This is a genomic window from Kitasatospora sp. CB01950, assembly GCF_001905465.1.
Taxonomy (GTDB): Bacteria; Actinomycetota; Actinomycetes; order Streptomycetales; family Streptomycetaceae; genus Kitasatospora.
This window is the reverse complement of record NZ_LISX01000005.1, coordinates 409,345-430,514: the sequence shown is the minus strand read 5'-3', so window position 1 is coordinate 430,514 and position 21,170 is coordinate 409,345. Positions and strand designations below refer to the sequence as shown.

Below are 21,170 nucleotides of genomic sequence, written 5' to 3'. Positions count from 1 at the left end.
CCCTACTGTCCTCGCCATGAGGACCATCACCACACCCCAGGCCCGCCGCCGGCAGACACTCGCCACCGCCCGGGCTCGCCTCGGCCTGATCTTCCCGCCTGGCCCCGTCCAGCCCGACGATCTCCACAGTTCCAAGCCGATTCCCGATCAGACCACCGAATCGGCGGTCAGAGCTCCGGAGCTCACGAGGACGGTGGAGAAGGGAAGTGGCGAGTCGTCACCGGCTCTGGGCCGTGCGGAGACCACTGCCGTTTCCGAATCGGAACGGGCGGCGGCACGTGCGGCACTCGTCCCCGATCCGCCGTACGCACTGTCGTCGCCACGCATCCTGGCGATGTACGGAGCGTCTGCGCGTTCGGCGGGTGCGGCCGCCCCGAACCGTGCCGATACGGCTTTCGGCCGGCCGGCGGCTCAGCCCGGCGCGATCCCGGAGAGGGACCCGCCTGCCTTCGAGCCCGACACCGATCCGCAGACGGCACCAGTTCCCGACACCCCGCTGGGCAACTGGGCCGACCTCCAGTCGGATCCGGATCCGCCGCCCCAGCCCAATGCCCTGTCACCTCCGGAACCTGCGGCTGTGCCGCACCGCACCCACCGGCCACGACTACCGCTGCGCTTCCGCCTCCCTACTGCCTTCGCCTTCGACCGCCGTGCCGTTCTCGGCCTCACCGTCCTGCTCGTACTTGCCATCGGCTACGCCGCGCAGCACTTCTGGCTGGGTCGGCCACACCCCGTCGCCGTTCCCGCCATCTCCATCACCGAGTCCACCGCCGACCCCGCAACGGATGGAGCACCCGCACACCACCCGGCTGAGCTGTCGCTGGTCATCGACATCTCCGGCAAGGTCCAGAATCCCGGCTTACGAACCCTCCCCGCAGGTTCACGGGTCGCCGATGCGCTGACCGCCGCAGGCGGCCCGATCCCCGGGACGGACACCAGCACCCTCAACCTCGCCCGCCCACTCACGGATGGAGAACAGATCCTCGTAGGCATCGAGAACGCCAACGCCGGTGCGCCTGCCGTTCCCACCGGACCAGTCAGCCTCAACCACTCCAGCGCCGAACAACTCGACTCACTGCCGGGCGTGGGGCCGGCCCTGGCCCAGCGCATCCTCCAGTACCGCTTGATGCACGGCCCCTTCCAGTCTCTCGACCAACTCCGCCACGTCCCCGGAATCGGCCCCCGAAAGTACGAGGACCTCAAGCCGCTTCTGACGTTGTGATCCCCACCGTCCCTCTCCTGCCAGGAGGTTGCTCACGCCGTGTTCTAGCTCCTCAACTCGCTGAGCGGAGCCACCCACCAGGGAGGCGTGACCGCCCACACGACGCTCTGTTCGGGCCTGACCCGCCGCCACCCACGACTCGCCTGCCGGATACGGAGCTGCCTATCACCCGAGAGCCTCCAAAACGACAAGTCGACCAATGAGTACTGAGAGGAGGTGCCCCGTGCCGGCCCTGCCCTCCGCCGTCCCCGACCGAGCCGACTACCGGCTCCTCCTCCCGGCCGTCACCGCCTGGCTGGTCACCGCCGCCGTCCTCGACCTGGACGGGAGACACCAATCGGCGCTGCTCGTCAGCGCCTTGGTAGGTGGCGTGATCGCCATGGGCCTCCTTGCATCGAAGGGACCTCGCCGTTCGGTTCACCGACTCGCAGCCGCTGTCCTGCTCACCGCAGTAGCGGCGGCGACCACCACCGTCCTCCATACCGCCGACCTGCATCGCGGCCCGCTGCCCGCCCTCGCCCGCCCAGCGGGAACACCGGCTTCAGGGGAGCCGATGTCCCCTGGTGGCCGGCCGGAGCCCCAGGAGGTGGCCGGTCAGTCGGCTCAACCTCACTCCGGAGGGGGCAGAACGACCAAACCGGAGGTCGCCGTTGAGGCGACCATCACCGGTGACCCCAAACTGCACGGGTCCCACACTCGCGGCAGCGCCCTCTCCCAACCGACCCTCACCGTCTCCGCCCTCGTCACCCGTGTCCTCTCAACCACCGGTACCGAGCAGTCGAGCACGATCCCCGTCGAGACCAGAACACCTGTCACGTTGCTCGTCCGAACCCAGGACGCGGCGCAGTGGCAACAGTTGATTCCCTCCACCCGCGTGGAGGTCCGCGCAGAAGTGCTGCCGGAGCGGCAGACGAGCCCCTCCACGGGCGAGGGCCCGATCGTCCGACCCCGGACCGATTCGGCGGCGCTGCTCGCCCCGCAAGGGCGGCCAAGGATCCTTGCGCCGCCCAGCCTTTCGCAACGCCTTGCCGCCCAGCTCCGCAAGGGACTCCGGGACGCCTGCGATCACCTGTCGCCGGACGTTCGGGGGCTGCTCCCGGGCCTGGTGGTGGGCGACGTGACCAGGCTTCCGGACGACCTGGCGGACGCCTTCCGAGCCACCGACCTCGGGCACCTGGTGGCGGTGAGCGGCGCCAACCTGGCGATCATCCTGGCGGTCCTGGTCGGAGGTACCCCGACCGACCCGGACACGCCCGGACGGGGAGGAGTGGCCGGGTTGCTCGGACTCTCCTTCCGGACCACAGCAGCGCTCGGAACGGGCCTGACGCTGGCGTTCGTCACCATCTGTCGACCCGACCCGAGCGTGCTCAGAGCAGCCGCTACCGGCCTGATCGGGCTGCTGGCACTCGCCACCGGCAGACCGAGACGGGGCCTGCCCACACTGGCCGGCGCCGTGCTGATCCTGCTCCTGGTGGATCCCTACCTGGCCCGCTCCTTCGGGTTCCTGCTCTCCGCGCTCGCCACGGCAGGCCTGCTGATCCTCGGCCCGAGGTGGACGGCCGCGCTGCGCGCGCGTCGATGGCCACACCACCTCGCATCGGCGGTCGGCGCCACCGCGGCTGCGCAGGCCTTCTGTTCGCCCGTTACCGTCCTGCTGGCACCGCGAGTCAGCCTGGTCGGCATTCCGTGCAACCTCCTGGCGGAGATCGCGGTCGCACCCGCCACCCTGCTCGGGTTCGGCGCGCTCGCGGTCGCGCCGCTCTCGAAAGGGGCGGCCGAGTTCCTGACGGACCTTGCCGCGCTGCCCGTTGGATGGCTGGCCGCCGTGGCACGGCGGGGTGCCGAGCTACCCGGTGCTGAACTCGCCTGGCCCGGCGGGCTGTTCGGATCAGTGCTACTGGTGGTGGTCATCGTTGCGTTGGCCTGGGCGCTGCCACCGTTGCTGGGCGGGCGACGATCCGGGCGCCGGTGGCCCAGGGTATGGCTCGTGCTCGTGGTCGTCGTTGTGCTGCCGATGGTCCTGCTGCGTCCGCCCGTTGTCACTCGGTTGGCGACCGGTTGGCCGGCCGAGGGGTGGCGGCTGGCGATGTGTGACATCGGGCAGGGCGACATGACAGTTCTGCCGGTCGAGCCCGGCAGCGCGGTGGTGGTGGACACCGGGCCCGACCCGAGGTCGGCCGACGCGTGTCTGCGGGAACTCGGGGTGACCAAGGTGCCGGTCCTGATCCTCACGCACTTCCACGCCGACCATGTCGAGGGCGTCCCCGGGGTGCTGCGCGGCCGGTCGGTCGGCGCGATCGAGGTGACCACCTCGGACGAGCCGGCAGGCGAGCAGAGCAGGGTGGCGCGCTGGGCGGCCGACGACCGGGTGCCGGTGCGGCGGGCCCGGCGGGGCGAGCGTCGAACGGCCGGCGCCCATCTCGCCTGGCAAGTGCTGTGGCCGGCCTCGCCACTGGACCCGGACGCGACCGGCCCCAACAACTCCAGCATCGCGATCCTCGCCACCCTCGGCCCACCCGCCGCCCCGATCCGAGTGGCTCTACTGGGGGACCTGGAACCACCGGCCCAGGCGGCCCTGCTCACCCTCGGCCTGCCGCCGCCGGTTCGCCCGGACGAACGGGCTCCACCATCATCGGCAGGGACGGCGTCCACACCGCTGCACGGCACGAGGCGTACGTCCGACGGCCGGGCGGGAGCGCTGAACGCGGTCGGCCCGGCCGGCCCCGACGGAGGTCCCGGCCCATCCGGTCTGGGGCGGGTGGACGTCCTGAAGGTGGCCCATCACGGATCGGCGAACCAGGACTGGGCGTTGATGGCCGCGCTCCGTCCGAGGCTGGCCCTGATCTCCTGCGGTACCGGCAACCCGTACGGGCACCCGGCCCCGCGGACGGTGGCTGGGCTCAGGGGGCTGGGTGCAACGGTGGTCCGCACCGACCGGGTGGGGGACATCGCGGTGCTGGGGGACAAGCTGAGCCTGGCCGTGGCGTCCCATCTGCGCTCCGCCCGCGGCTGAGACCGAAGCGCCCCGGGGCTTCCGGTGCGTCGGCAGCGTGGATCGGCGGCCCGGGACGGGCGCGGACAGAGCGCCCGTCCGAGCGGGTGGGACCACCCCGCTCGGGCGAGAACCAGGGCGGGTCCGGAGAGCAGGGGTCAGTCCTGCTCGCGCCACCCGTCCTGCTCGGCGACGAGCCGGTCGAGTTCGGTCAGCAGCTGCGGAGTCCAGCCATCGTCCTCGGGTGCTTCGACGACCACGATCCACTGGGCGTCCTCGGCGTCGTCCTCCCCGGCGAGGGAGTCCCGGACCACCTCCACCTCGCCCAGGTTCGGCCAGCGTGCACTCAACTCCTCGGCAACCTCATCCGCCGCGTCGCGGTCAGGAAGGACGAGCAATTGACGGTCATTGTTCTTGATCACGGCAACATTCTCCCCAGCCCCGTGGGCGGTGCGGCGGCGACCCCGCTCCTCATCCCGCCCCGAGGTATCGGCCCGGTGGAACGTGCTGGTGAAGGGGGACGGGGACGTGCTGGGGCAGGGCTGTCGGCACAGCGTGCGATCCTGGTAGGCGATGGCCAGGAAGAGTGCACCCGACGACCTGCTCGCCCCGCTGACCGTTGCGGTCGGCCAGGAGGAGCTGCTGCTGGACCGTGCGGTCGCCGAGGTGGTGGCGGCGGCGAAGAAGGCGGACCCGGAGACGGACGTGCGCGATCTCGCGCCGGGCGGGCTGCAGGCCGGGCAGCTGGCCGAACTCACCACGCCCTCGCTCTTCGCGGAGCGGAAGGTGATCGTGGTCCGGGCCGCGCAGGATCTCGCGGCCGACGCGGTCAAGGAGGTCAAGGCGTACCTGGAGGCGCCGGCCGAAGAAGTGATCATGGTGTTGGTGCATGCGGGCGGCGCCAAGGGCAAGGGTCTGCTGGACGCGGCGAAGAAGGCGGGCGCGCGCGAGGTCCTGTGCGCCAAGCTCACCAAGGCGAGCGAGAAACTGGCCTTCATCCGCGGCGAGTTCCGCACCCTCGGTCGGGCCGCGAGTCCGGAGGCGTGCCAGGCGCTGTTCGACTCGCTGGGCAGCGACCTGCGCGAACTGGCAGCCGCCTGCAGTCAGTTGACGGCCGACATCGAGGGCCCGATCGACGAGGCCGCGGTCGCGAAGTACTACAGCGGCCGGGCCGAGGCGACCGGCTTCGAGGTGGCCGATCTCGCCGTCACCGGTCGGGCCGCCGAAGCGCTGGAGCGGCTGCGCTGGGCGCTGGCCGTCGGCCAGCCGCCCACGGGCATCACGTACGCGCTCGCCTCCGGGGTCCGCAGCATCGGCCGACTCGCCACTGCCGGCCGCAACCTGCGCCCCGCCGACCTGGCCCGCGAACTGGGCATGCCGCCGTGGAAGGTGGACCGCGTCCGCCAGCAGATGCGCGGCTGGACGGGCGACGGCGTGGCGGCGGCTCTCACGGCCGTGGCCGAGGCCGATGCCGCCGTCAAGGGCGGCTCGGACGACCCCGCGTACGCCCTGGAACGTGCCGTGGTCGCCGTGGCCCGGGCCTCGCGGATCAGCTCTCGCCCGTACTGAGCCGCTCCGGCGGTGCCCCGAACACCTGGGGAGCCGGCTCGGGCGGATTCCGGGTTCCGGTCAGACGGATCCGCCGAGGGCGTGCAGGAGTTCGCGGGTGTCGGACAGGAGCGCGGTGCGGACCTGCTCCCGGTCGGGGGCGGTGCCCCTGCCGTCCTGGTAGGAGGCGGACCAGCTGGTGTAGCAGGTCATGCCGCCCTTGCGGACGTACAGGACCTGGGTGAGGTAGTGCCAACTCGGGTCGCTGCCGTTGGGGTCGTCGAGGTAGCCCACGTAAGCCGCGTCGCCGAGGCCGGGCACCGGGCTGACCTGATAGTGGCGTTGCGTCAGCCCGTCGCGCTGCGCGTCGAACTCCGGGCGCGGGTCCACCTCGTGGTGGAGCTGCACCTGCAGGTAGAGCGTGTAGTAGTCCTGATCGCCGCCGACCTTCTTGCGGTACTGGCTGCAGTACATCTCCTCCAGCGCCCGGTGACGTGTCGTGTAGTGGTAGGGGGTGCCCGACGGGGCCGGGTACAGCCGGCCGAAGGTGGTCAGGCGGGCGGTGGCGCACAGGTCGTCGACCACCCGGAAGCCGGCCGTGCTCCGGGCGCCCGACGTCGAGTCGCCGTTGATCAGGGAGGGGACGGTCAGGACGGCTGCCGCCCACACCGCCGAGGCCGCGAGAGCACCGCCGATGCCCCACCACACTCCGCGCCCGGGGCGAATCCGGCCCGGACCCGACTGATCCGCACCCGTCCCGGAGGGATTGCCGTCGCCGCCGGAAGGCCCGTCGGGACCGATGGTGGTGGCCGTGCCCGTCCTGGTGCCCGTGGCCGGGGAGATGCGGGAGTTGCGCGAGAAACTGCTGGTGGAGCGCTGGCCCTGGAGCTGATGCGGCGGCGGAGTCGACATCGTTCCCCCGAGTAGTTGGTCACGCACGGGCAGTGTCAGGCACCCCGCACCCTACCTTGCCGCATCGTGCGCGCCGATCTCCTTTTCCGGCACGGTGGTTGACCACCCGGTGCGGTGCCGCGGCAGGGGCGGAAACGCGAACTGCCCGCCCGGTGGGGACCGGGCGGGCAGTCGGGAGAAGTGCCCCGAGTGGGGACTTCCCATGGTTCATCGGGTACCGCACCCGCGTGGCGAACGCAGGCCGCGTGCGGTACGGGTGGTGCAGCTCGTCGGAAATCCGGTTAGAGGGCCGGATTCCCGGGAGCGGACGGGCGGCGGTGGCGGGTAGAGGGCCGCTGAGTCACGCCGTCCGGAGTGGTGCCGGAGCACCGTTTCGTACGGCCGGGCCGTACGGGAAGGACCAGGATCAGGCAGCGACGTTGACGCGCTTGGTGATCGCCGACTTCTTGTTGGCGGCCTGGTTCTTGTGGATGATGCCCTTGCTGGCGGCCTTGTCGAGGGCCTTGGAGGCGGCGCGAGCCAGCTCGGCGGCCTTCTCGGTCTCGCCGGCGGCAGCGGCCTCGCGGGCCTTGCGCAGAGCGGTCTTCAGCGAGGACTTGACGGCCTTGTTGCGCAGGCGCGCCTTCTCGTTGGTCTTGTTGCGCTTGATCTGGGACTTGATGTTCGCCACGAAAGAGCCTCAGTCTGTGTGAATCGGCAGTTCAACGGGTTGCACCGCCCGCCGCCCGGACCTGCTGAGAGGGCATGCCGAGGGCGGAGTGCAGCCGCCCACGCTACCAGGGCCGCCCCGCCCCGCCCAAACCGGACCGGTGCGCCCGGTGCGGGGCCGAACACGACCGCTGTCCCGTCAGGCGCTGATCAGCGGCTCGCCGTAGTGCTCGACCATAGGGAACGGGTCGTAATAGTGGTGCAGCAGCTCGCGCCAACGCCTGTACTCGGGGGAGCGGCGGAAGCCATCGGTGTGGTCCTCCAGGGACTCCCATCCGACCTGCAGCAGGAAACGCGAGGTGCGGCCGTCGTCCAGACAGCGGCGCAGTTCGAGGGATCGGAATCCGCGCTGGGCGGCGATCAGCGGGCGGGCCTCGGCCAACGCGGCGAGGAAGTCGACCTCCTGTCCCGGGAGGACGTCGAGCAGGGCACTTTCCAGGATCATGCGGCGATCGTGCCCGATGCGAGCCAGGGTGGAAAGACCGGTCGGCCTCGGCATGGGAGGATGGACGGAACCATATTGATCGGATCAGAAATCGGACCAAGGTGCCCGCGACCCCCAGCAACGTGCCAGAGCCCAGCCGTACTGACCCGGCGGTGATTCGCAATTTCTGCATCATCGCCCACATCGACCACGGCAAGTCGACGCTCGCCGACCGGATGCTGCAGATCACCGGCGTGGTGGACCCCCGTCAGATGCGCGCCCAGTACCTCGACCGGATGGACATCGAGCGCGAGCGCGGCATCACCATCAAGTCGCAGGCCGTCCGCCTTCCGTGGGCGCCGCGGACCGGTGAGGACGCGGGCAAGACGCACATCCTCAACATGATCGACACCCCCGGCCACGTGGACTTCACGTACGAGGTGTCCCGCTCCCTCGCGGCCTGCGAGGGAACCGTCCTGGTGGTCGACGCCGCCCAGGGCATCGAGGCGCAGACCCTCGCCAACCTGTACCTGGCGCTGGAGAACGACCTCACCATCATCCCGGTGCTCAACAAGATCGACCTGCCGGCGGCCCAGCCCGAGAAGTACGCGGCGGAGATCGCGCACATCATCGGCTGCGACCCGAACGACGTCCTGAAGGTCTCCGCGAAGACCGGCCTCGGCGTCGAGGACCTGCTCGACCACGTGGTCGAGAAGATCCCGGCCCCGGTCGGCGTCAAGAACGCCCCGGCCCGCGCGATGATCTTCGACTCGGTGTACGACGCCTACCGCGGCGTGGTCACCTACGTGCGAGTGGTCGACGGCCAGCTCACCAAGCGTGAGCGGATCGCCATGATGTCCACCGGCGCCACTCACGAACTGCTGGAGATCGGCGTCATCTCGCCCGAGCCGAAGGTCGCCGACGGCCTCGGTGTCGGCGAGGTGGGCTACATCATCACCGGTGTGAAGGACGTCCGGCAGTCCAAGGTCGGTGACACCATCACCTCGCAGCACAAGGGTGCCACCCAGGCGCTCGGCGGCTACAAGGACCCGCGCCCGATGGTGTTCTCCGGCCTGTATCCGCTGGACGGCTCGGACTACCCGCTGCTCCGCGACGCCCTCGACAAGCTGCGCCTGAACGACGCCGCGCTGGTCTACGAGCCGGAGACCTCGGTCGCCCTCGGCTTCGGCTACCGATGCGGCTTCCTCGGCCTGCTGCACCTGGAGATCATCCGGGAGCGCCTGGAGCGCGAGTTCAACCTCGACCTGATCTCCACCGCCCCGAACGTGATCTACCGGGTGATCATGGAGGACGGCACCGAGCACACCGTCACCAATCCGAGCGAGTTCCCCACCGGCAAGATCGCCGAGGTGTACGAGCCGGTCGTGCGCGGCACCATCCTGGCGCCCAACGAGTTCGTCGGCGCGATCATGGAGCTCTGCCAGTCCCGCCGCGGCAACCTGCAGGGCATGGACTACCTCTCCGAGGACCGGGTGGAGCTGCGCTACACCCTGCCGCTGGCCGAGATCGTCTTCGACTTCTTCGACCAGTTGAAGTCCAAGACCCGCGGCTACGCCTCGTTGGACTACGAGCCCATCGGCGAGCAGTCCGCCAGCCTGGTCAAGGTCGACATCCTGCTGCACGGCGACGCGGTGGACGCGTTCTCCGCGATCGTGCACAAGGACAAGGCCTACAGCTACGGCGTGATGATGGCCGGCAAGCTGCAGAAGCTGATCCCGCGCCAGCAGTTCGAGGTGCCGATCCAGGCCGCGATCGGCTCCCGGGTGATCGCCCGTGAGACGGTCCGCGCGATCCGCAAGGACGTTCTCGCCAAGTGCTACGGCGGCGACATCTCGCGTAAGCGCAAGCTGCTGGAGAAGCAGAAGGAAGGCAAGAAGCGGATGAAGATGGTCGGCCGCGTGGAGGTCCCGCAGGAGGCCTTCATCGCCGCACTGTCGACGGACGCGGAGGCTCCGAAGGAGAAGAAGTAGCTCCTACGGTCGGCCGGGCAACGGGCCGGGCCCCCTTCGTGGGGGCTCGGTCCGTTGCTGTTCCCCGGTGGCGGGTCAGCGCAGCGACAGCGGCAGGGCGTTGACGATCACCGACTTGACCAGCCGCCCGACCGGCCCGGTCACCACCCGGGGCCGCATCGAGTCGTCGCCGTGGATCAACTGCACCAGTGCCTCGCCGCGGCCCAGGCTCAGGCACTGGGTGAGGTAGCGGAACGAGAACGGCTTGTCGGTGCGTCCGCTGAGCAATTTGCCGAGGTAGCGGCCCTGTGGCTGGGCGGTGGCGCAGGCCATCCGCAGGTGGCCGACGCCGGGCACGTCGACGGAGGCGGCGTCCCCGGCCACGTACACCTCGGGGTGCGACACCGAACGAAGGTGGTCGTCCACCACGGCCTGGCCGCGTTCGGTGACGGCCAGGCCGGAGTCGGCGGCCAACGGGTGCGGTTCCAGCGAGCCGGCCCACACCACCACGTCCGCGGGGACCGGGCCGCCCGAGGTCTCCAGCCCGGCGGCGGTGACGGCGGTGACCCGGTGCGCCTCGTCCACCCGGGCCCCGAGCCGGCCGAGCACCGCCAGGACGTGGGCCCGACCGCGTTCCGACAGCCAGCCGCCGACCGGGCCGGACGCCACCAGCCGGACCTGCCAGGCCGGGTGGGACTCGGCGAGTTCGGTGGCCAGCTCGATGCCGGTCGCGCCGCCGCCGACCACCGCGATCGTCCCGGGCACCGGCGCGTCCGTGATCCGGCGGTGCAGTTCCTCCGCGCGGTCCGCCGAGTACGCGTGCTCGGCGGCACCTGGCACGTCGCTCCACGCGACCCGGCTGCCGAGCGCGTACACCAGGGTGTCGTAGGCGATCCGCTTGCCGTCCTCGGTGACCACCTTCCGCCCGGCCAGGTCGAGTTCGACGACCCGGGTGGCCAGGTGGGTGACCTTGCGGCCGCGCAGCACGTGGGCGATGTCGGGCCGGGAGACCCGGCGGCCGACGGCGATCTCGTGCTGGCGCACCCGATGCGCGAAACGCCGCTCCGGGGCGATCAGGGTGACCTGGTCCGGCCCGCGGCCGATCCCGGCGGCGGCGGACAGCCCCGCGTAGCCTGCGCCGATCACCACGATGTGCTTGCCGGTCATCTTGTCCTCCTTCACGGACCCCGCCGGGTGGCGGATACGGAAGGGGGACGGAGCAGCCCGCGCGAGTGTGACCGTGAGCTGCGTCACGCCTCCGAGAGGTGGGCGAGCTTCTCCGGGTTGACCATCACGTACGCGGAGGTGATCCGGCCGTCCGCGACGGTGAACGCCATCACGCCGCCGATCACGCCCGGCTCGGCGTACCAGACCGCGCCCGGCTCGCCGTTGACCAGCATCGGCACCAGCGGGCGATGCGTGTCCACCGAGCGCTCGGCGAGCTTGCGCACCAGCCGCCCCACGTGGAGCGCGCCGAGCAGCGGGCGGCGGCCCGCTCTGACGATGCCGCCACCGTCGGCGTGCCAGACCACCTCGGGGTCCAGCACCTCCATCAGCGTCATCAGATCGCCGCCGGTCGCCGCGTCGATGAACGCCGTCACCACCTGGCGGTGCTCGGCCGGGTCGACGGTGCTGCGGCGGCCGCCGTCCCGCACCCGGCGGCGGGCCCGCGAGGCGAGCTGCCGGGTGGCCTCGGGGGAGCGGTCCAACGCCGAGGCGATCTCCTCGAAGCCCACCGCGAACACGTCGTGCAGGACGAACGCCGCGCGCTCGGCCGGGGTCAGCTGCTCCATCACCGCCAGCATCGCCACCGACACCGCCTCACCGGCCTCGGCCAGTTCGGCGGGGGACACCGCCGTGCTGAGCAGCGGCTCCGGCAGCCACTCGCCGAAGTACGCCTCCCGGCGGGCCCGGGCCGAACCCAACTGGTCGTAGCAGAGCCTGGTCACCACCGTGGTCAGGTAGGCGCGCGGATCGGCGATGCCCGACCGGTCGGCCGACTGCCAGCGCAACCAGGCCTCCTGCAGCACGTCCTCGGCGTCGGTGACCGAGCCCAGCAGCCGGTAGGCCACCGAGCCCAGGTAACGGCGCTCGGCCTGGAACACGTCCACGAGACCGGACGGTGCGGAGTCGACCGCGGTCGGATCGGGCATCCGCCAACGGTAGCGCGCCGAACGGCCGAGGGGGCAGGCGATGGTGATCCGGCGTCAGGTGCAGCGGCCGCGCGGCGTCAGAAGCGGGTCGACGCGGGGTGCGAGGTGGTCTCCACGCTGTGCAGCAGATCCCGGAGCAGAGTGTTCAGCTCGGACAGCCGCCGATCGCCCAGCCGGTCGATGATCCGCTGCTGGACGGTGGTGCCTGCCGCCACCGCCCCGTCGACCGTCTCCCGGCCGAGGTCGGTGAGGGTGATCCGCAGGCCCCGCCGGTCGTTCGGGTCGGGGGAGCGGGTGACCAGGCCGGCCCGCTCCAGCTTGTCCAGCCGGCCGGTCATTCCGCCGGTGGTGAGCATCAGGGTGGCGGTCAGCTCGCGCGGCGACAGCGAGAACGGCTCCCCGGAGCGGCGCAGGGTGGCGAGGACGTCGAACTCGCCGAGGCCGATGCCGAACGGCGCGTAGGCCTGCTCCATCAGGTCGCTGACCGCGCGGGAGACCCGGTGCACCCGGCCGAACGCGGCCATCGCCTCCGTCCGTTCGGCGAGGTCGGGGCGCTCGTGCCGCCACTGGTCGGCAATCGCGTCCACGGGGTCGTGCGCAGTGCTGCGAAGGTCCACTCGGTCCATTTCGCCAGTGTGGCACAGGGCTGCTCGGGAGTGAGTGGGTGAGCGGCGAGATTTCCTTCATTAATTAACTCGACAGCAAGTAGCTTGGCGCTAAGCTATTGCCCATGCGAACCGTAGCTCTCACCGCGCTCGCCCCGCTCGCGTGGGGCTCCACCTATGCCGTGACGACCGAACTGCTCCCCGCAGACCGGCCGTTGCTCACCGCGACTCTGCGCGCCCTGCCCGCCGGCCTGGTGCTGCTGGCCGTCACCCGACGACTGCCAAGCGGCTCCTGGTGGTGGCGCTCGGCCGTGCTGGGGGCGCTCAACATCGGCGTCTTCTTCGCCCTGCTCTTCATCGCCGCCTACCGCCTGCCCGGCGGAGTGGCCGCCGTCCTCGGCGCGATACAGCCCCTGCTGGCCGCCGGGTTGGCCGTGCCGCTGCTCGGGGAGCGGTTCGGGCGGCGGGCCCTGTTGGCCGGCACCGTCGGCGTGTTCGGCGTGGCCCTGGTGGTGCTGCGCGCCACCGCCCGGCTGGACGCCATCGGCGTGGTGGCCGGCCTCGCCGGGGCCGGGGCGATGGCCGCCGGCACGGTGCTGACCAAGCGCTGGGGCCGCCCGGAGGGCGTCGGCCCGCTCGCCCTGACGGGCTGGCAGCTCACGGCCGGCGGCCTGCTGCTGCTCCCGGTCGCCGCCCTGGCCGAGGGCGCCCCGCCCGCGCTCAGCGGCACCAACCTGCTCGGGTACGGCTATCTCGCGGTGGCCAACACTGCGCTGGCCTACTGGGTCTGGTTCCGTGGCATCGGCCGTCTGCCCGCCACCTCGGTCGCCTTCCTGGGCCTGCTCAGCCCGGTGTCGGCGGCGGTGATCGGCTGGGCCGCCCTCGGTCAGTCCCTCAACGCCGTGCAACTGCTGGGCATGGCCCTGGCCCTGAGCTCCACCCTGCTCGGCCAGCGTCCGGCCGGCCGACCCGCCACCGCCGTGGTCGCCGCCTCCGGCGCCACCCCACGCGTGACGACCGCCGTAGCCGCCAGCACCCCCGCGTCGGCCGTTCCCGCTGCCGCTCCCGTCCTTGCCGCGATACGCCAGGGGGAGGCCCGCAGTGCGGACCTCCCCCTGGCTGGCGGGCCGGTCGGGCCGGTCGGTCGTGCAGCAGGCTGACGTCGCGTCAGTCGACCTCGGCCACCGCCTGGGCGAACTGCGCCTGGTACAGCCGGGCGTAGGCGCCGTCGGCAGCGATCAGCTCGTCGTGGTTGCCCTGCTCCACGATCGAACCGTTCTCCATCACCAGGATCACGTCGGCGTCCCGGATGGTGGAGAGGCGGTGGGCGATCACGAAGGAGGTGCGGCCGGTGCGCAGCTCCGCCATCGCCCGCTGGATCAGCACCTCGGTCCGGGTGTCGACGGAGCTGGTCGCCTCGTCCAGCACCAGGATCGAGGGCTGGGCCAGGAAGGCCCGGGCGATGGTGATCAGCTGCTTCTCGCCCGCGCTGACGCCGGTGCCCTCGTCGTCCAGGACGGTGTCGTAGCCGTCGGGGAGGGTGCGCACGAAGCGGTCCACGTGCGCGGCCTTCGCCGCCGCGATCACCTGCTCGCGGGTGGCGGACTCGGCCCCGTACGCGATGTTCTCGGCGATGGTGCCGCCGAACAGCCAGGTGTCTTGCAGCACCATGCCGATGCCGGAGCGCAGCTCCTCGCGGGACATCGCGGCGATGTCCACGCCGTCGAGGGTGATCCGGCCGCTGCTGACCTCGTAGAAGCGCATCAGGAGGTTGACCATGGTGGTCTTGCCGGCACCGGTCGGGCCGACGATGGCCACGGTGTGGCCGGGCTCGACCTTCAGCGACAGGCCGTCGATGAGCGGCTTCTCCGGGTCGTAACGGAAGGAGACGTCCTCGAAGGCGACGCGGCCGTGCAACTCGGCGGGGCGCTCCGGGTGCTGCGGTTCGGGGGACTGCTCGTCGGCGTCGAGCAGTTCGAAGACCCGCTCGGCGGAGGCGACACCGGACTGCACCAGGTTGGCCATCGAGGCGACCTGGCTGAGCGGCTGGCTGAACTGACGGGAGTACTGGATGAACGCCTGGACGTCACCGATGGACAGCGCACCGCTGGCCACCCGAAGGCCACCGACCACTGCGACCAGCACGTAGTTGATGTTGCCGACCAGCATCATCGCGGGCTGGATGATGCCCGAGATGAACTGCGCACGGAAGGAGGCTTCGTAGAGCGCCTGGTTCTCCTCCCGGAAGAGCTCCTTGGCCTCCTCCTGGCGGCCGAAGACCTTCACCAGGCTGTGCCCGGTGAACATCTCCTCGATGTGGGCGTTCAGCTTGCCGGTGGAGCCCCACTGCTTGATGAACTGCGGCTGGGCGCGCTTGCCGACCTTGGCGGCGACCACCACCGAGACCGGGACGGAGATCAGCGCGATCAGGGCCAGCAGTGGGGAGATCCAGAACATCATCGCCAGCACGCCGACGATGGTCAGCAGGGAGTTGATGACCTGGCCCATGGTCTGCTGCATCGACTGGTTGATGTTGTCGATGTCGTTGGTGACCCGGCTCAGCACCTCGCCGCGCGGCTGGCGGTCGAAGTAGCTGAGTGGCAGTCGGGCCAGCTTCGCCTCGGTCTCCTCACGGAGTCGGAACACCGTGCGGTTGATCGCCAGCGCGGACAGCCTGCCCTGGACCACGCCGAACAGCACGGCGGCCAGGTAGATGCCCAGCACCCAGAGGAGGATGGCGCCGATGGCACCGAAGTCCATGCCCTTGCCGGGGGTGAAGTCGATCGAGGCGAGCAGGTCGGCGATGTTGCCATCGCCCTTGGCGCGCAGGGTGTCGAGCACTGCCTGCTTGCTCGGGGCGCCGGCGAACCGCGGGCCGGTGGCTCCGGCGACGATCAGGTCGGTCGCCTTGCCGAGCACCCGGGGGCCGACCACGGCACAGCCGACAGAGAGCGTGCCGAAGGCGAGCACGCTGAGCAGCAGCTTGCGTTCCGGCTTGAGCAGGCCGAGCAGGCGCTTCGCGGAGCCGCCGAGGTCCTTGGCCTTCTCCGTTCCCTGCGAGCCCATGAAACGCGCGGGCCCGGGGCCACCGCGGCGGGCGGCCGCCTCCTGCGAGGTGGAGGTCGTCTCCTGCTCCTCGCCGTCGGCGTTGTCGGCTCCGGTCTTGGTGAGGTCGGGCTCGGCCGCGGCAGGTTCGACCGCAGCAGGTTCGGTCGCGTCGGGCGGGACGGGCCGGGCGGTGTCGGGCTTGGTCACGTCGGGGCTGTCGGGGGTGGTCACGCCGCCGCCTCCTGCTCGGTGAGCTGGGAGAGCACGATCTCCCGGTACGTCGGGTTGTCGGCCATCAGCTCCTGGTGGGTGCCGGAGCCGACGACGGCGCCCTCGTCGAGGACGATGATCCGGTCGGCGTCGCGGATGGTGGAGACGCGCTGGGCGACGATCACCACGGTGGCGTTCCCGGTCTCCTCGGCGAGCGCTGCGCGCAGCCGGGCGTCGGTGGCGTAGTCGAGGGCCGAGAAGGAGTCGTCGAACAGGTAGATCTCGGGCCGGCGGACCAGGGCCCGGGCGATCGCGAGGCGCTGGCGCTGGCCGCCGGAGACGTTGGTGCCGCCCTGCGCGATCGGGGCGTCCAGGCCTTCGGAAAGCTGCTCCACGAAGTCCTTGGCCTGGGCGATCTCCAAGGCGTGCCAGAGTTCCTCGTCGGTGGCCTCGGGCTTGCCGTAGCGCAGGTTGGAGGCGACAGTGCCGGAGAACAGGTACGGCTTCTGCGGGACGAGGCCGATGATCTCGGACAGCTTCTGCGGGTCGAGCTCGCGCACGTCCACGCCGTTGATCAGCACCTCGCCGCCGGTGGCGTCGAAGAGCCGGGGGACCAGTCCGAGCAGGGTGGTCTTGCCGGAGCCGGTGGAGCCGATGACGGCGGTGGTCTCGCCGGGCCTCGCGGTCAGGTCGATGCCGCGGAGCACCGGTACCTCGGCGCCGGGGTAGCGGAAGTCGACGCCGCGCAGTTCCAGCGTGCCGTGGGCGTGCAGTTCGGTGACGGGGGCGGTCGGCGGGACGACGCTGGAGGAGGTGTCCAGCACTTCCTGGATGCGCTCGGCGCAGACCTCGGCGCGCGGCACCATCATGAACATGAAGGTGGCCATCATGACGCTCATCAGAATCTGCATCAGGTAGGACAGGAATGCGGTGAGCGCACCGATCTGCATGCCGCCGCTGTCGATGCGGTGTGCGCCGAACCAGAACACGGCGACGCTGGAGATGTTCACCACGCCCATGACGACGGGGAACATCAGCGACATCAGCCGGCCGACCCGCAGCGAGTAGTCGGCGAGTTCGCCGTTGGCGCCGCTGAAGCGCTGCTTCTCGTGGTTGTCCTTGACGAAGGCGCGGATGACCCGGATACCGGTGATCTGCTCGCGCATGATCCGGTTGACCGAGTCGATGCGGGTCTGCATGCCGCGGAACTGCGGTCGCATCTTGCCGACCAGCACGGTGACGACGGCGCCCAGCGCGGGCACCACGACCACCAGCAGGCCGGAGAGCGGAACGTCCTGGTTGAGCGCCATGACGATGCCGCCGACGCACATGATCGGCGCGGCGACCATCAGCGTGAAGCTCATCATCGCCAGCATCTGGACCTGCTGGACGTCGTTGGTGGTGCGGGTGATCAGCGAGGGCGCGCCGAACTGGTTGAGCTCGCGCGCGGAGAACTCCTGCACCCGGGAGAACACCCCGGCGCGCATGTCTCGGCCGACGGCCATCGCGGTGCGGGCACCGTAGTAGACCGCGCCGATCGAGCAGACGGCCTGGGCGAGCGAGACACCGATCATCACGCCGCCGACCCGCATGATGTATCCGGTGTCGCCCTTGAGGACGCCGCTGTCGATGATGTCGGCGTTCAGCGTCGGCAGGTACAGCATGCCGATGGTGGAGATCAGCTGGAGCAGCACCAGCACTGTGATGTCGCGGGAGTAGGGGCCGAGCTGGGCCCGTAGAAGTCTGAAAAGCACCGTGCCACTCTCGTCGTCGAGGGGGACGCACGCATCCCAAATTCGGGTACTTGTGAAAAAGCTTCACCCGTGGACCGGGCCTGCACTTGGACTCTGCACTCTGACTGCACTGCCGCCCCGTGAGTGTGCCAGCGCACGTCACCCCCTTACGGAACGGCTTTTCACCCCCTAGGCTGCTGATTGCCCTCTTGTTACTCACCGGTTAAGTCGGTTGTCGGCCGCGCCCCCACGGCCGTCTCGCACCTACTCTCGGTCCACCCGCCCTCGGAGGTCCTCGTTGAGTTCCGCGCAGTCCATGATCGAGCGGCGCCCGCCCTCCGTGGCGCACCTTCTGCTCAGCAGGGTAAAGGCCACCCCGAACGGTGAGGCCTACCGGTACCCGGTCCCGGTGGACGAGCAGGCCGCGGACAGCGCGCCCGGAGCGGAGCAGTGGCGGTCCCTGACCTGGGCCCAGGCGAACGAGCGTATCCGTGCGGTCGCGGCCGGCCTGATGGCGCTGGGCATCCGGGCCGAGGACCGGGTCGCGATCGCCTCCGCCACCCGGATCGAGTGGATCCTCGCCGACCTGGGCAACATGTGCGCCGGTGCCGCGACCACCACGGTCTACCCGAGCACCAACGCGGACGAGACGGCGTTCATCCTGGCCAACTCCGGCAGCCGCGCGCTGTTCGCCGAGAACGCGGGCCAGCTGCGCAAGGCCGCCGAGCAGAAGGCCGCGCTGCCCGCGCTGGAGTACGTCATCCTGTTCGACGCGCCGGGCGACGACGCCGCGCAGGCCGAGGGCCTGACCGTGCTGACGCTGGCCGAGCTGGAGCAGCGCGGCACGGAGTACCTGGCCGAGAACCCGGACGCCGTCGACAAGGCGATCGACTCCCTCGACAAGGAACAGCTGGCCACCCTGATCTACACCTCCGGCACCACCGGCCGCCCCAAGGGCGTGCGCCTGGTGCACGACTGCTGGTCGTACGAGGGCGTGGCGCAGGAGGAGAGCGGGCTGCTGCGCTCCGACGACGTCCAGTTCATGTGGCTGCCGCTGTCGCACGTGTTCGGCAAGACGCTGATCTCCGGTCAGATCGCCACCGGCCACGTGATGGCGGTGGACGGCCGGGTGGACCGGATCATCCACAACCTGCCGGTGATCCGCCCGACCCTGATGGCGTCCGCGCCGCGGATCTTCGAGAAGGTCTACAACGGGATCGCCGGCAAGGCCCGGGCCGAGGGCGGCGCCAAGTACAAGATCTTCATGTGGGCGGCGCAGGTGGCCCGCGCGTACGCGCAGACCATCCAGGCGAACAAGGTCGCGCACGGCCACGAGAGCGCCCCGCTGGGCCTGCGGCTGCAGCACGCGCTGGCCGACAAGCTGGTGTACACCAAGATCCGGGCGGCGTTCGGCGGCCGGCTGCGCGGTGCGGTGTCCGGCAGCGCGGCGCTCGCCCCGGAGATCGGCTACTTCTTCAAGGGCGCGGGCGTCCCGGTGCTGGAGGGCTACGGCCTGACCGAGACCTCGGCCGGTTCCACCGTCAACCGGGCGGAGGACTTCCGGGTCGGCACCGTCGGCATCCCGCTGCCCGGCACCGAGGTCCGGATCGACGAGGACGGCGAGATCCTGCTGCGCGGCCCGGGCGTCATGCGCGGCTACCACGACCTGCCCGAGCAGACCGCGGAGGTGCTGGAGCCGGACGGCTGGTTCCACACCGGCGACATCGGCGAGCTCGGCCCGGGCGGCTACCTGCGGATCACCGACCGCAAGAAGGACATGTTCAAGACCTCCGGCGGCAAGTACGTCGCGCCCAGCGAGGTGGAGGGCAAGTTCAAGGCGATCTGCCCGTTCGTCAGCAACATCCTGGTGATCGGCAACGGTCGCAACTACTGCACCGCGCTGATCGGCCTGGACGAGACGGTGATCATGCCGTGGGCGGCCGGGCACGGCCTGGCCGGTAAGTCGTACGCCGAGGTGGTGGCCGACCCGGCCACCGTGGAGCTGATCGACGGCTTCGTGAAGCGCCTCAACGGCGAACTGCAGCGTTGGCAGACGATCAAGAAGTTCGCCCTGCTCCCGCGCGACCTGGACATCGAGCACGGCGAACTCACCCCCAGCCTGAAGATCAAGCGCCCGGTGGTGGAGAAGACCTACGCCGACCGGGTGACCGCGATGTACGCGGGTGCCAACGAGGTCTGAGCACCCACCGTTCCGGTACGGCCTTCGGAGTTTCGCGGGCCGTACCGGACAATGGGCGCATGCCCTCCGCACTCCCCGACGGCGAACCGGTGCCGTCCGACGGCTCGCTGCCCGCCCACGCCCTGGACAGTCTCGGCACCCGGCCGTTCGGTTTCTACCTGCACGTGCCGTACTGCGCCAGCCGCTGCGGCTACTGCGACTTCAACACCTACACCGCAACCGAGCTGCGCTCCTCGGGCACCGTTGCCTCGCAGGACACCTACGCCGACAACGTGATCGCCGAGATCCGGCTGGCCCGCCGGGTGCTGGGCGACGCCGACCTGCCGGTGCAGACGGTGTTCCTCGGCGGCGGTACCCCCACCCTGCTGCCCGCCCGCGACCTGGTGCGGATGCTGGCCGCGCTGCGCGAGGAGTTCGGCCTCGCCGACGGGGCGGAGGTCACCACCGAGGCCAACCCGGAGTCCGTGGACCCGGCGTACCTGGCCGAGCTGCGCGAGGGCGGCTACAACCGGATCTCCTTCGGCATGCAGAGCGCCCGCCCGCACGTGCTCAAGATCCTGGACCGCCACCACACCCCGGGCCGCCCGGAGGCGTGCGTCGCCGAGGCCCGCGCGGCCGGCTTCGACCACGTCAACCTGGACCTGATCTACGGCACCCCCGGTGAGACCGACCAGGACTGGCAGGCCTCGCTGGACGCCGCGATCGGCGCCCGGCCGGACCACGTCTCCGCGTACTCGCTGATCGTCGAGGACGGCACCCGGCTGGCCGCCCGGGTCCGCCGCGGCGAGCTGCCGATGATCGACGACGACGTGCACGCCGACCGCTACCTGATGGCCGAGCAGGCGCTCGCCGCCGCCGGGTACTCCTGGTACGAGGTCTCCAACTGGGCCACCACGCCCGAGGGGCGCTGCCGCCACAACGAGCTGTACTGGACGGGCGCCGACTGGTGGGGTACCGGACCGGGCGCACACAGCCACGTCGGCGGGGTCCGCTGGTGGAACGCCAAGCACCCGGCCGCGTACGCGCAGGCGCTCGCCGAGGGCCGCACGCCCGCGCTCGGCCGCGAGGTGCTGGCCGGCGAGGACCGCCGGGTCGAGCGGATCCTGCTGGAGCTGCGCCTGGTCGAGGGCTGCCCGCTCGACCTGCTCACCGACACCGGCCGCAAGGCCGCCGAGCAGGCCCTCGCCGACGGGCTGCTGGAGTCCGGCCCGTACGCCCTCGGCCGGGCCGCGCTGACCCTGCGCGGCCGGCTGCTGGCCGACGCGGTGGTCCGCGACCTGGTCGACTGAGGCGTCGGCCGGGTCGGCCGGGTCGGTTGGGTCGGTCGGGTACCGGGGAAACCGATTCCAAACCGCCCGATCGGGCGACTGCCGACGTGAAACGCCTCGGTGGGCTGCGGCCAATTACTTGGTGAAGGGACCGACCGGGTTCCCCCGACCGAGGAG

Annotated in this window: 16 protein-coding genes; 7 read left to right on the top strand and 9 right to left on the bottom strand. The window is 70.9% G+C overall.

Features of this window, described 5'->3' with window-relative positions:
• Nucleotides 1-16 precede the first annotated feature (16 nt).
• Complete coding sequence (locus AMK19_RS16445; protein WP_143200232.1) at nt 17-1,222, top strand: ComEA family DNA-binding protein; 1,206 nt, start codon at nt 17-19, stop codon at nt 1,220-1,222.
• A 223-nt stretch (nt 1,223-1,445) separates the two neighbouring features.
• Entirely contained in the window at nt 1,446-4,235 is a 2,790-nt protein-coding gene (locus tag AMK19_RS16440; RefSeq protein ID WP_073812311.1) for a ComEC/Rec2 family competence protein, read from the top strand.
• 137 nt (nt 4,236-4,372) lie between these two features.
• Here the strand turns inward: AMK19_RS16440 and AMK19_RS16435 are convergent, their stop codons facing one another.
• Complete coding sequence (locus tag AMK19_RS16435) at nt 4,373-4,636, bottom strand: hypothetical protein (RefSeq protein ID WP_073812310.1); 264 nt, start codon at nt 4,634-4,636, stop codon at nt 4,373-4,375.
• A 151-nt stretch (nt 4,637-4,787) separates the two neighbouring features.
• On the opposite strand from AMK19_RS16435, the gene holA reads away from it, so the two are divergent.
• On the top strand, nt 4,788-5,783 hold the full coding sequence (gene holA, locus AMK19_RS16430) for a DNA polymerase III subunit delta (RefSeq protein ID WP_073812308.1): 996 nt from the start codon (nt 4,788-4,790) through the stop codon (nt 5,781-5,783).
• Nucleotides 5,784-5,843: 60 nt separating this feature from the next.
• On the opposite strand, the gene AMK19_RS16425 is transcribed toward holA, so the two are convergent.
• From AMK19_RS16425 to AMK19_RS16415, 3 genes are all read right to left on the bottom strand, one after another.
• On the bottom strand, nt 5,844-6,470 hold the full coding sequence (locus AMK19_RS16425; protein ID WP_073812307.1) for a hypothetical protein: 627 nt from the start codon (nt 6,468-6,470) through the stop codon (nt 5,844-5,846).
• A gap of 610 nt (nt 6,471-7,080) precedes the next feature.
• Nucleotides 7,081-7,344: a 30S ribosomal protein S20 gene (gene rpsT, locus AMK19_RS16420; protein ID WP_073812305.1), complete on the bottom strand. Its 264-nt coding sequence runs from the start codon at nt 7,342-7,344 to the stop codon at nt 7,081-7,083.
• A gap of 177 nt (nt 7,345-7,521) precedes the next feature.
• Nucleotides 7,522-7,827 carry an antibiotic biosynthesis monooxygenase family protein gene (locus tag AMK19_RS16415; protein ID WP_073812303.1) on the bottom strand — a complete coding sequence of 102 codons (306 nt, stop codon included), beginning with the start codon at nt 7,825-7,827 and terminating at the stop codon, nt 7,522-7,524.
• 101 nt (nt 7,828-7,928) lie between these two features.
• Here AMK19_RS16415 and lepA point away from each other — a divergent pair, with 101 nt between their 5' ends.
• Nucleotides 7,929-9,797: a translation elongation factor 4 gene (gene lepA, locus AMK19_RS16410; RefSeq protein WP_073812302.1), complete on the top strand. Its 1,869-nt coding sequence runs from the start codon at nt 7,929-7,931 to the stop codon at nt 9,795-9,797.
• 75 nt (nt 9,798-9,872) lie between these two features.
• Here the strand turns inward: lepA and AMK19_RS16405 are convergent, their stop codons facing one another.
• The 3 genes from AMK19_RS16405 to AMK19_RS16395 all read right to left on the bottom strand — a co-directional run bounded on the left by AMK19_RS16405 (nt 9,873) and on the right by AMK19_RS16395 (nt 12,555).
• On the bottom strand, nt 9,873-10,943 hold the full coding sequence (locus tag AMK19_RS16405; RefSeq protein ID WP_073812301.1) for an NAD(P)/FAD-dependent oxidoreductase: 1,071 nt from the start codon (nt 10,941-10,943) through the stop codon (nt 9,873-9,875).
• A gap of 83 nt (nt 10,944-11,026) precedes the next feature.
• A complete protein-coding gene (gene sigJ, locus AMK19_RS16400) occupies nt 11,027-11,929 on the bottom strand; it encodes an RNA polymerase sigma factor SigJ (RefSeq protein WP_073812299.1) in 903 nt (300 codons plus the stop codon).
• A gap of 77 nt (nt 11,930-12,006) precedes the next feature.
• Nucleotides 12,007-12,555: a MarR family winged helix-turn-helix transcriptional regulator gene (locus AMK19_RS16395; RefSeq protein ID WP_073812298.1), complete on the bottom strand. Its 549-nt coding sequence runs from the start codon at nt 12,553-12,555 to the stop codon at nt 12,007-12,009.
• A 104-nt stretch (nt 12,556-12,659) separates the two neighbouring features.
• On the opposite strand from AMK19_RS16395, the gene AMK19_RS16390 reads away from it, so the two are divergent.
• On the top strand, nt 12,660-13,694 hold the full coding sequence (locus AMK19_RS16390; protein WP_083646893.1) for an EamA family transporter: 1,035 nt from the start codon (nt 12,660-12,662) through the stop codon (nt 13,692-13,694).
• Between the two features lie 7 nt (nt 13,695-13,701).
• Here the strand turns inward: AMK19_RS16390 and AMK19_RS16385 are convergent, their stop codons facing one another.
• Nucleotides 13,702-15,600: an ABC transporter ATP-binding protein gene (locus AMK19_RS16385; protein WP_073812504.1), complete on the bottom strand. Its 1,899-nt coding sequence runs from the start codon at nt 15,598-15,600 to the stop codon at nt 13,702-13,704.
• A 209-nt stretch (nt 15,601-15,809) separates the two neighbouring features.
• Nucleotides 15,810-17,546 (bottom strand): ABC transporter ATP-binding protein, encoded by a 1,737-nt coding sequence (locus tag AMK19_RS16380; RefSeq protein ID WP_073812296.1) that lies wholly within the window; start codon nt 17,544-17,546, stop codon nt 15,810-15,812.
• Nucleotides 17,547-17,823: 277 nt separating this feature from the next.
• On the opposite strand from AMK19_RS16380, the gene AMK19_RS16375 reads away from it, so the two are divergent.
• Both AMK19_RS16375 and hemW read left to right on the top strand, forming a co-directional pair.
• Nucleotides 17,824-19,725: an AMP-dependent synthetase/ligase gene (locus AMK19_RS16375; RefSeq protein WP_073812294.1), complete on the top strand. Its 1,902-nt coding sequence runs from the start codon at nt 17,824-17,826 to the stop codon at nt 19,723-19,725.
• 59 nt (nt 19,726-19,784) lie between these two features.
• Nucleotides 19,785-21,014, top strand: a complete 1,230-nt coding sequence (hemW, locus tag AMK19_RS16370; RefSeq protein WP_073812292.1) for a radical SAM family heme chaperone HemW — start codon at nt 19,785-19,787, stop codon at nt 21,012-21,014.
• Nucleotides 21,015-21,170: the final 156 nt, after the last annotated feature.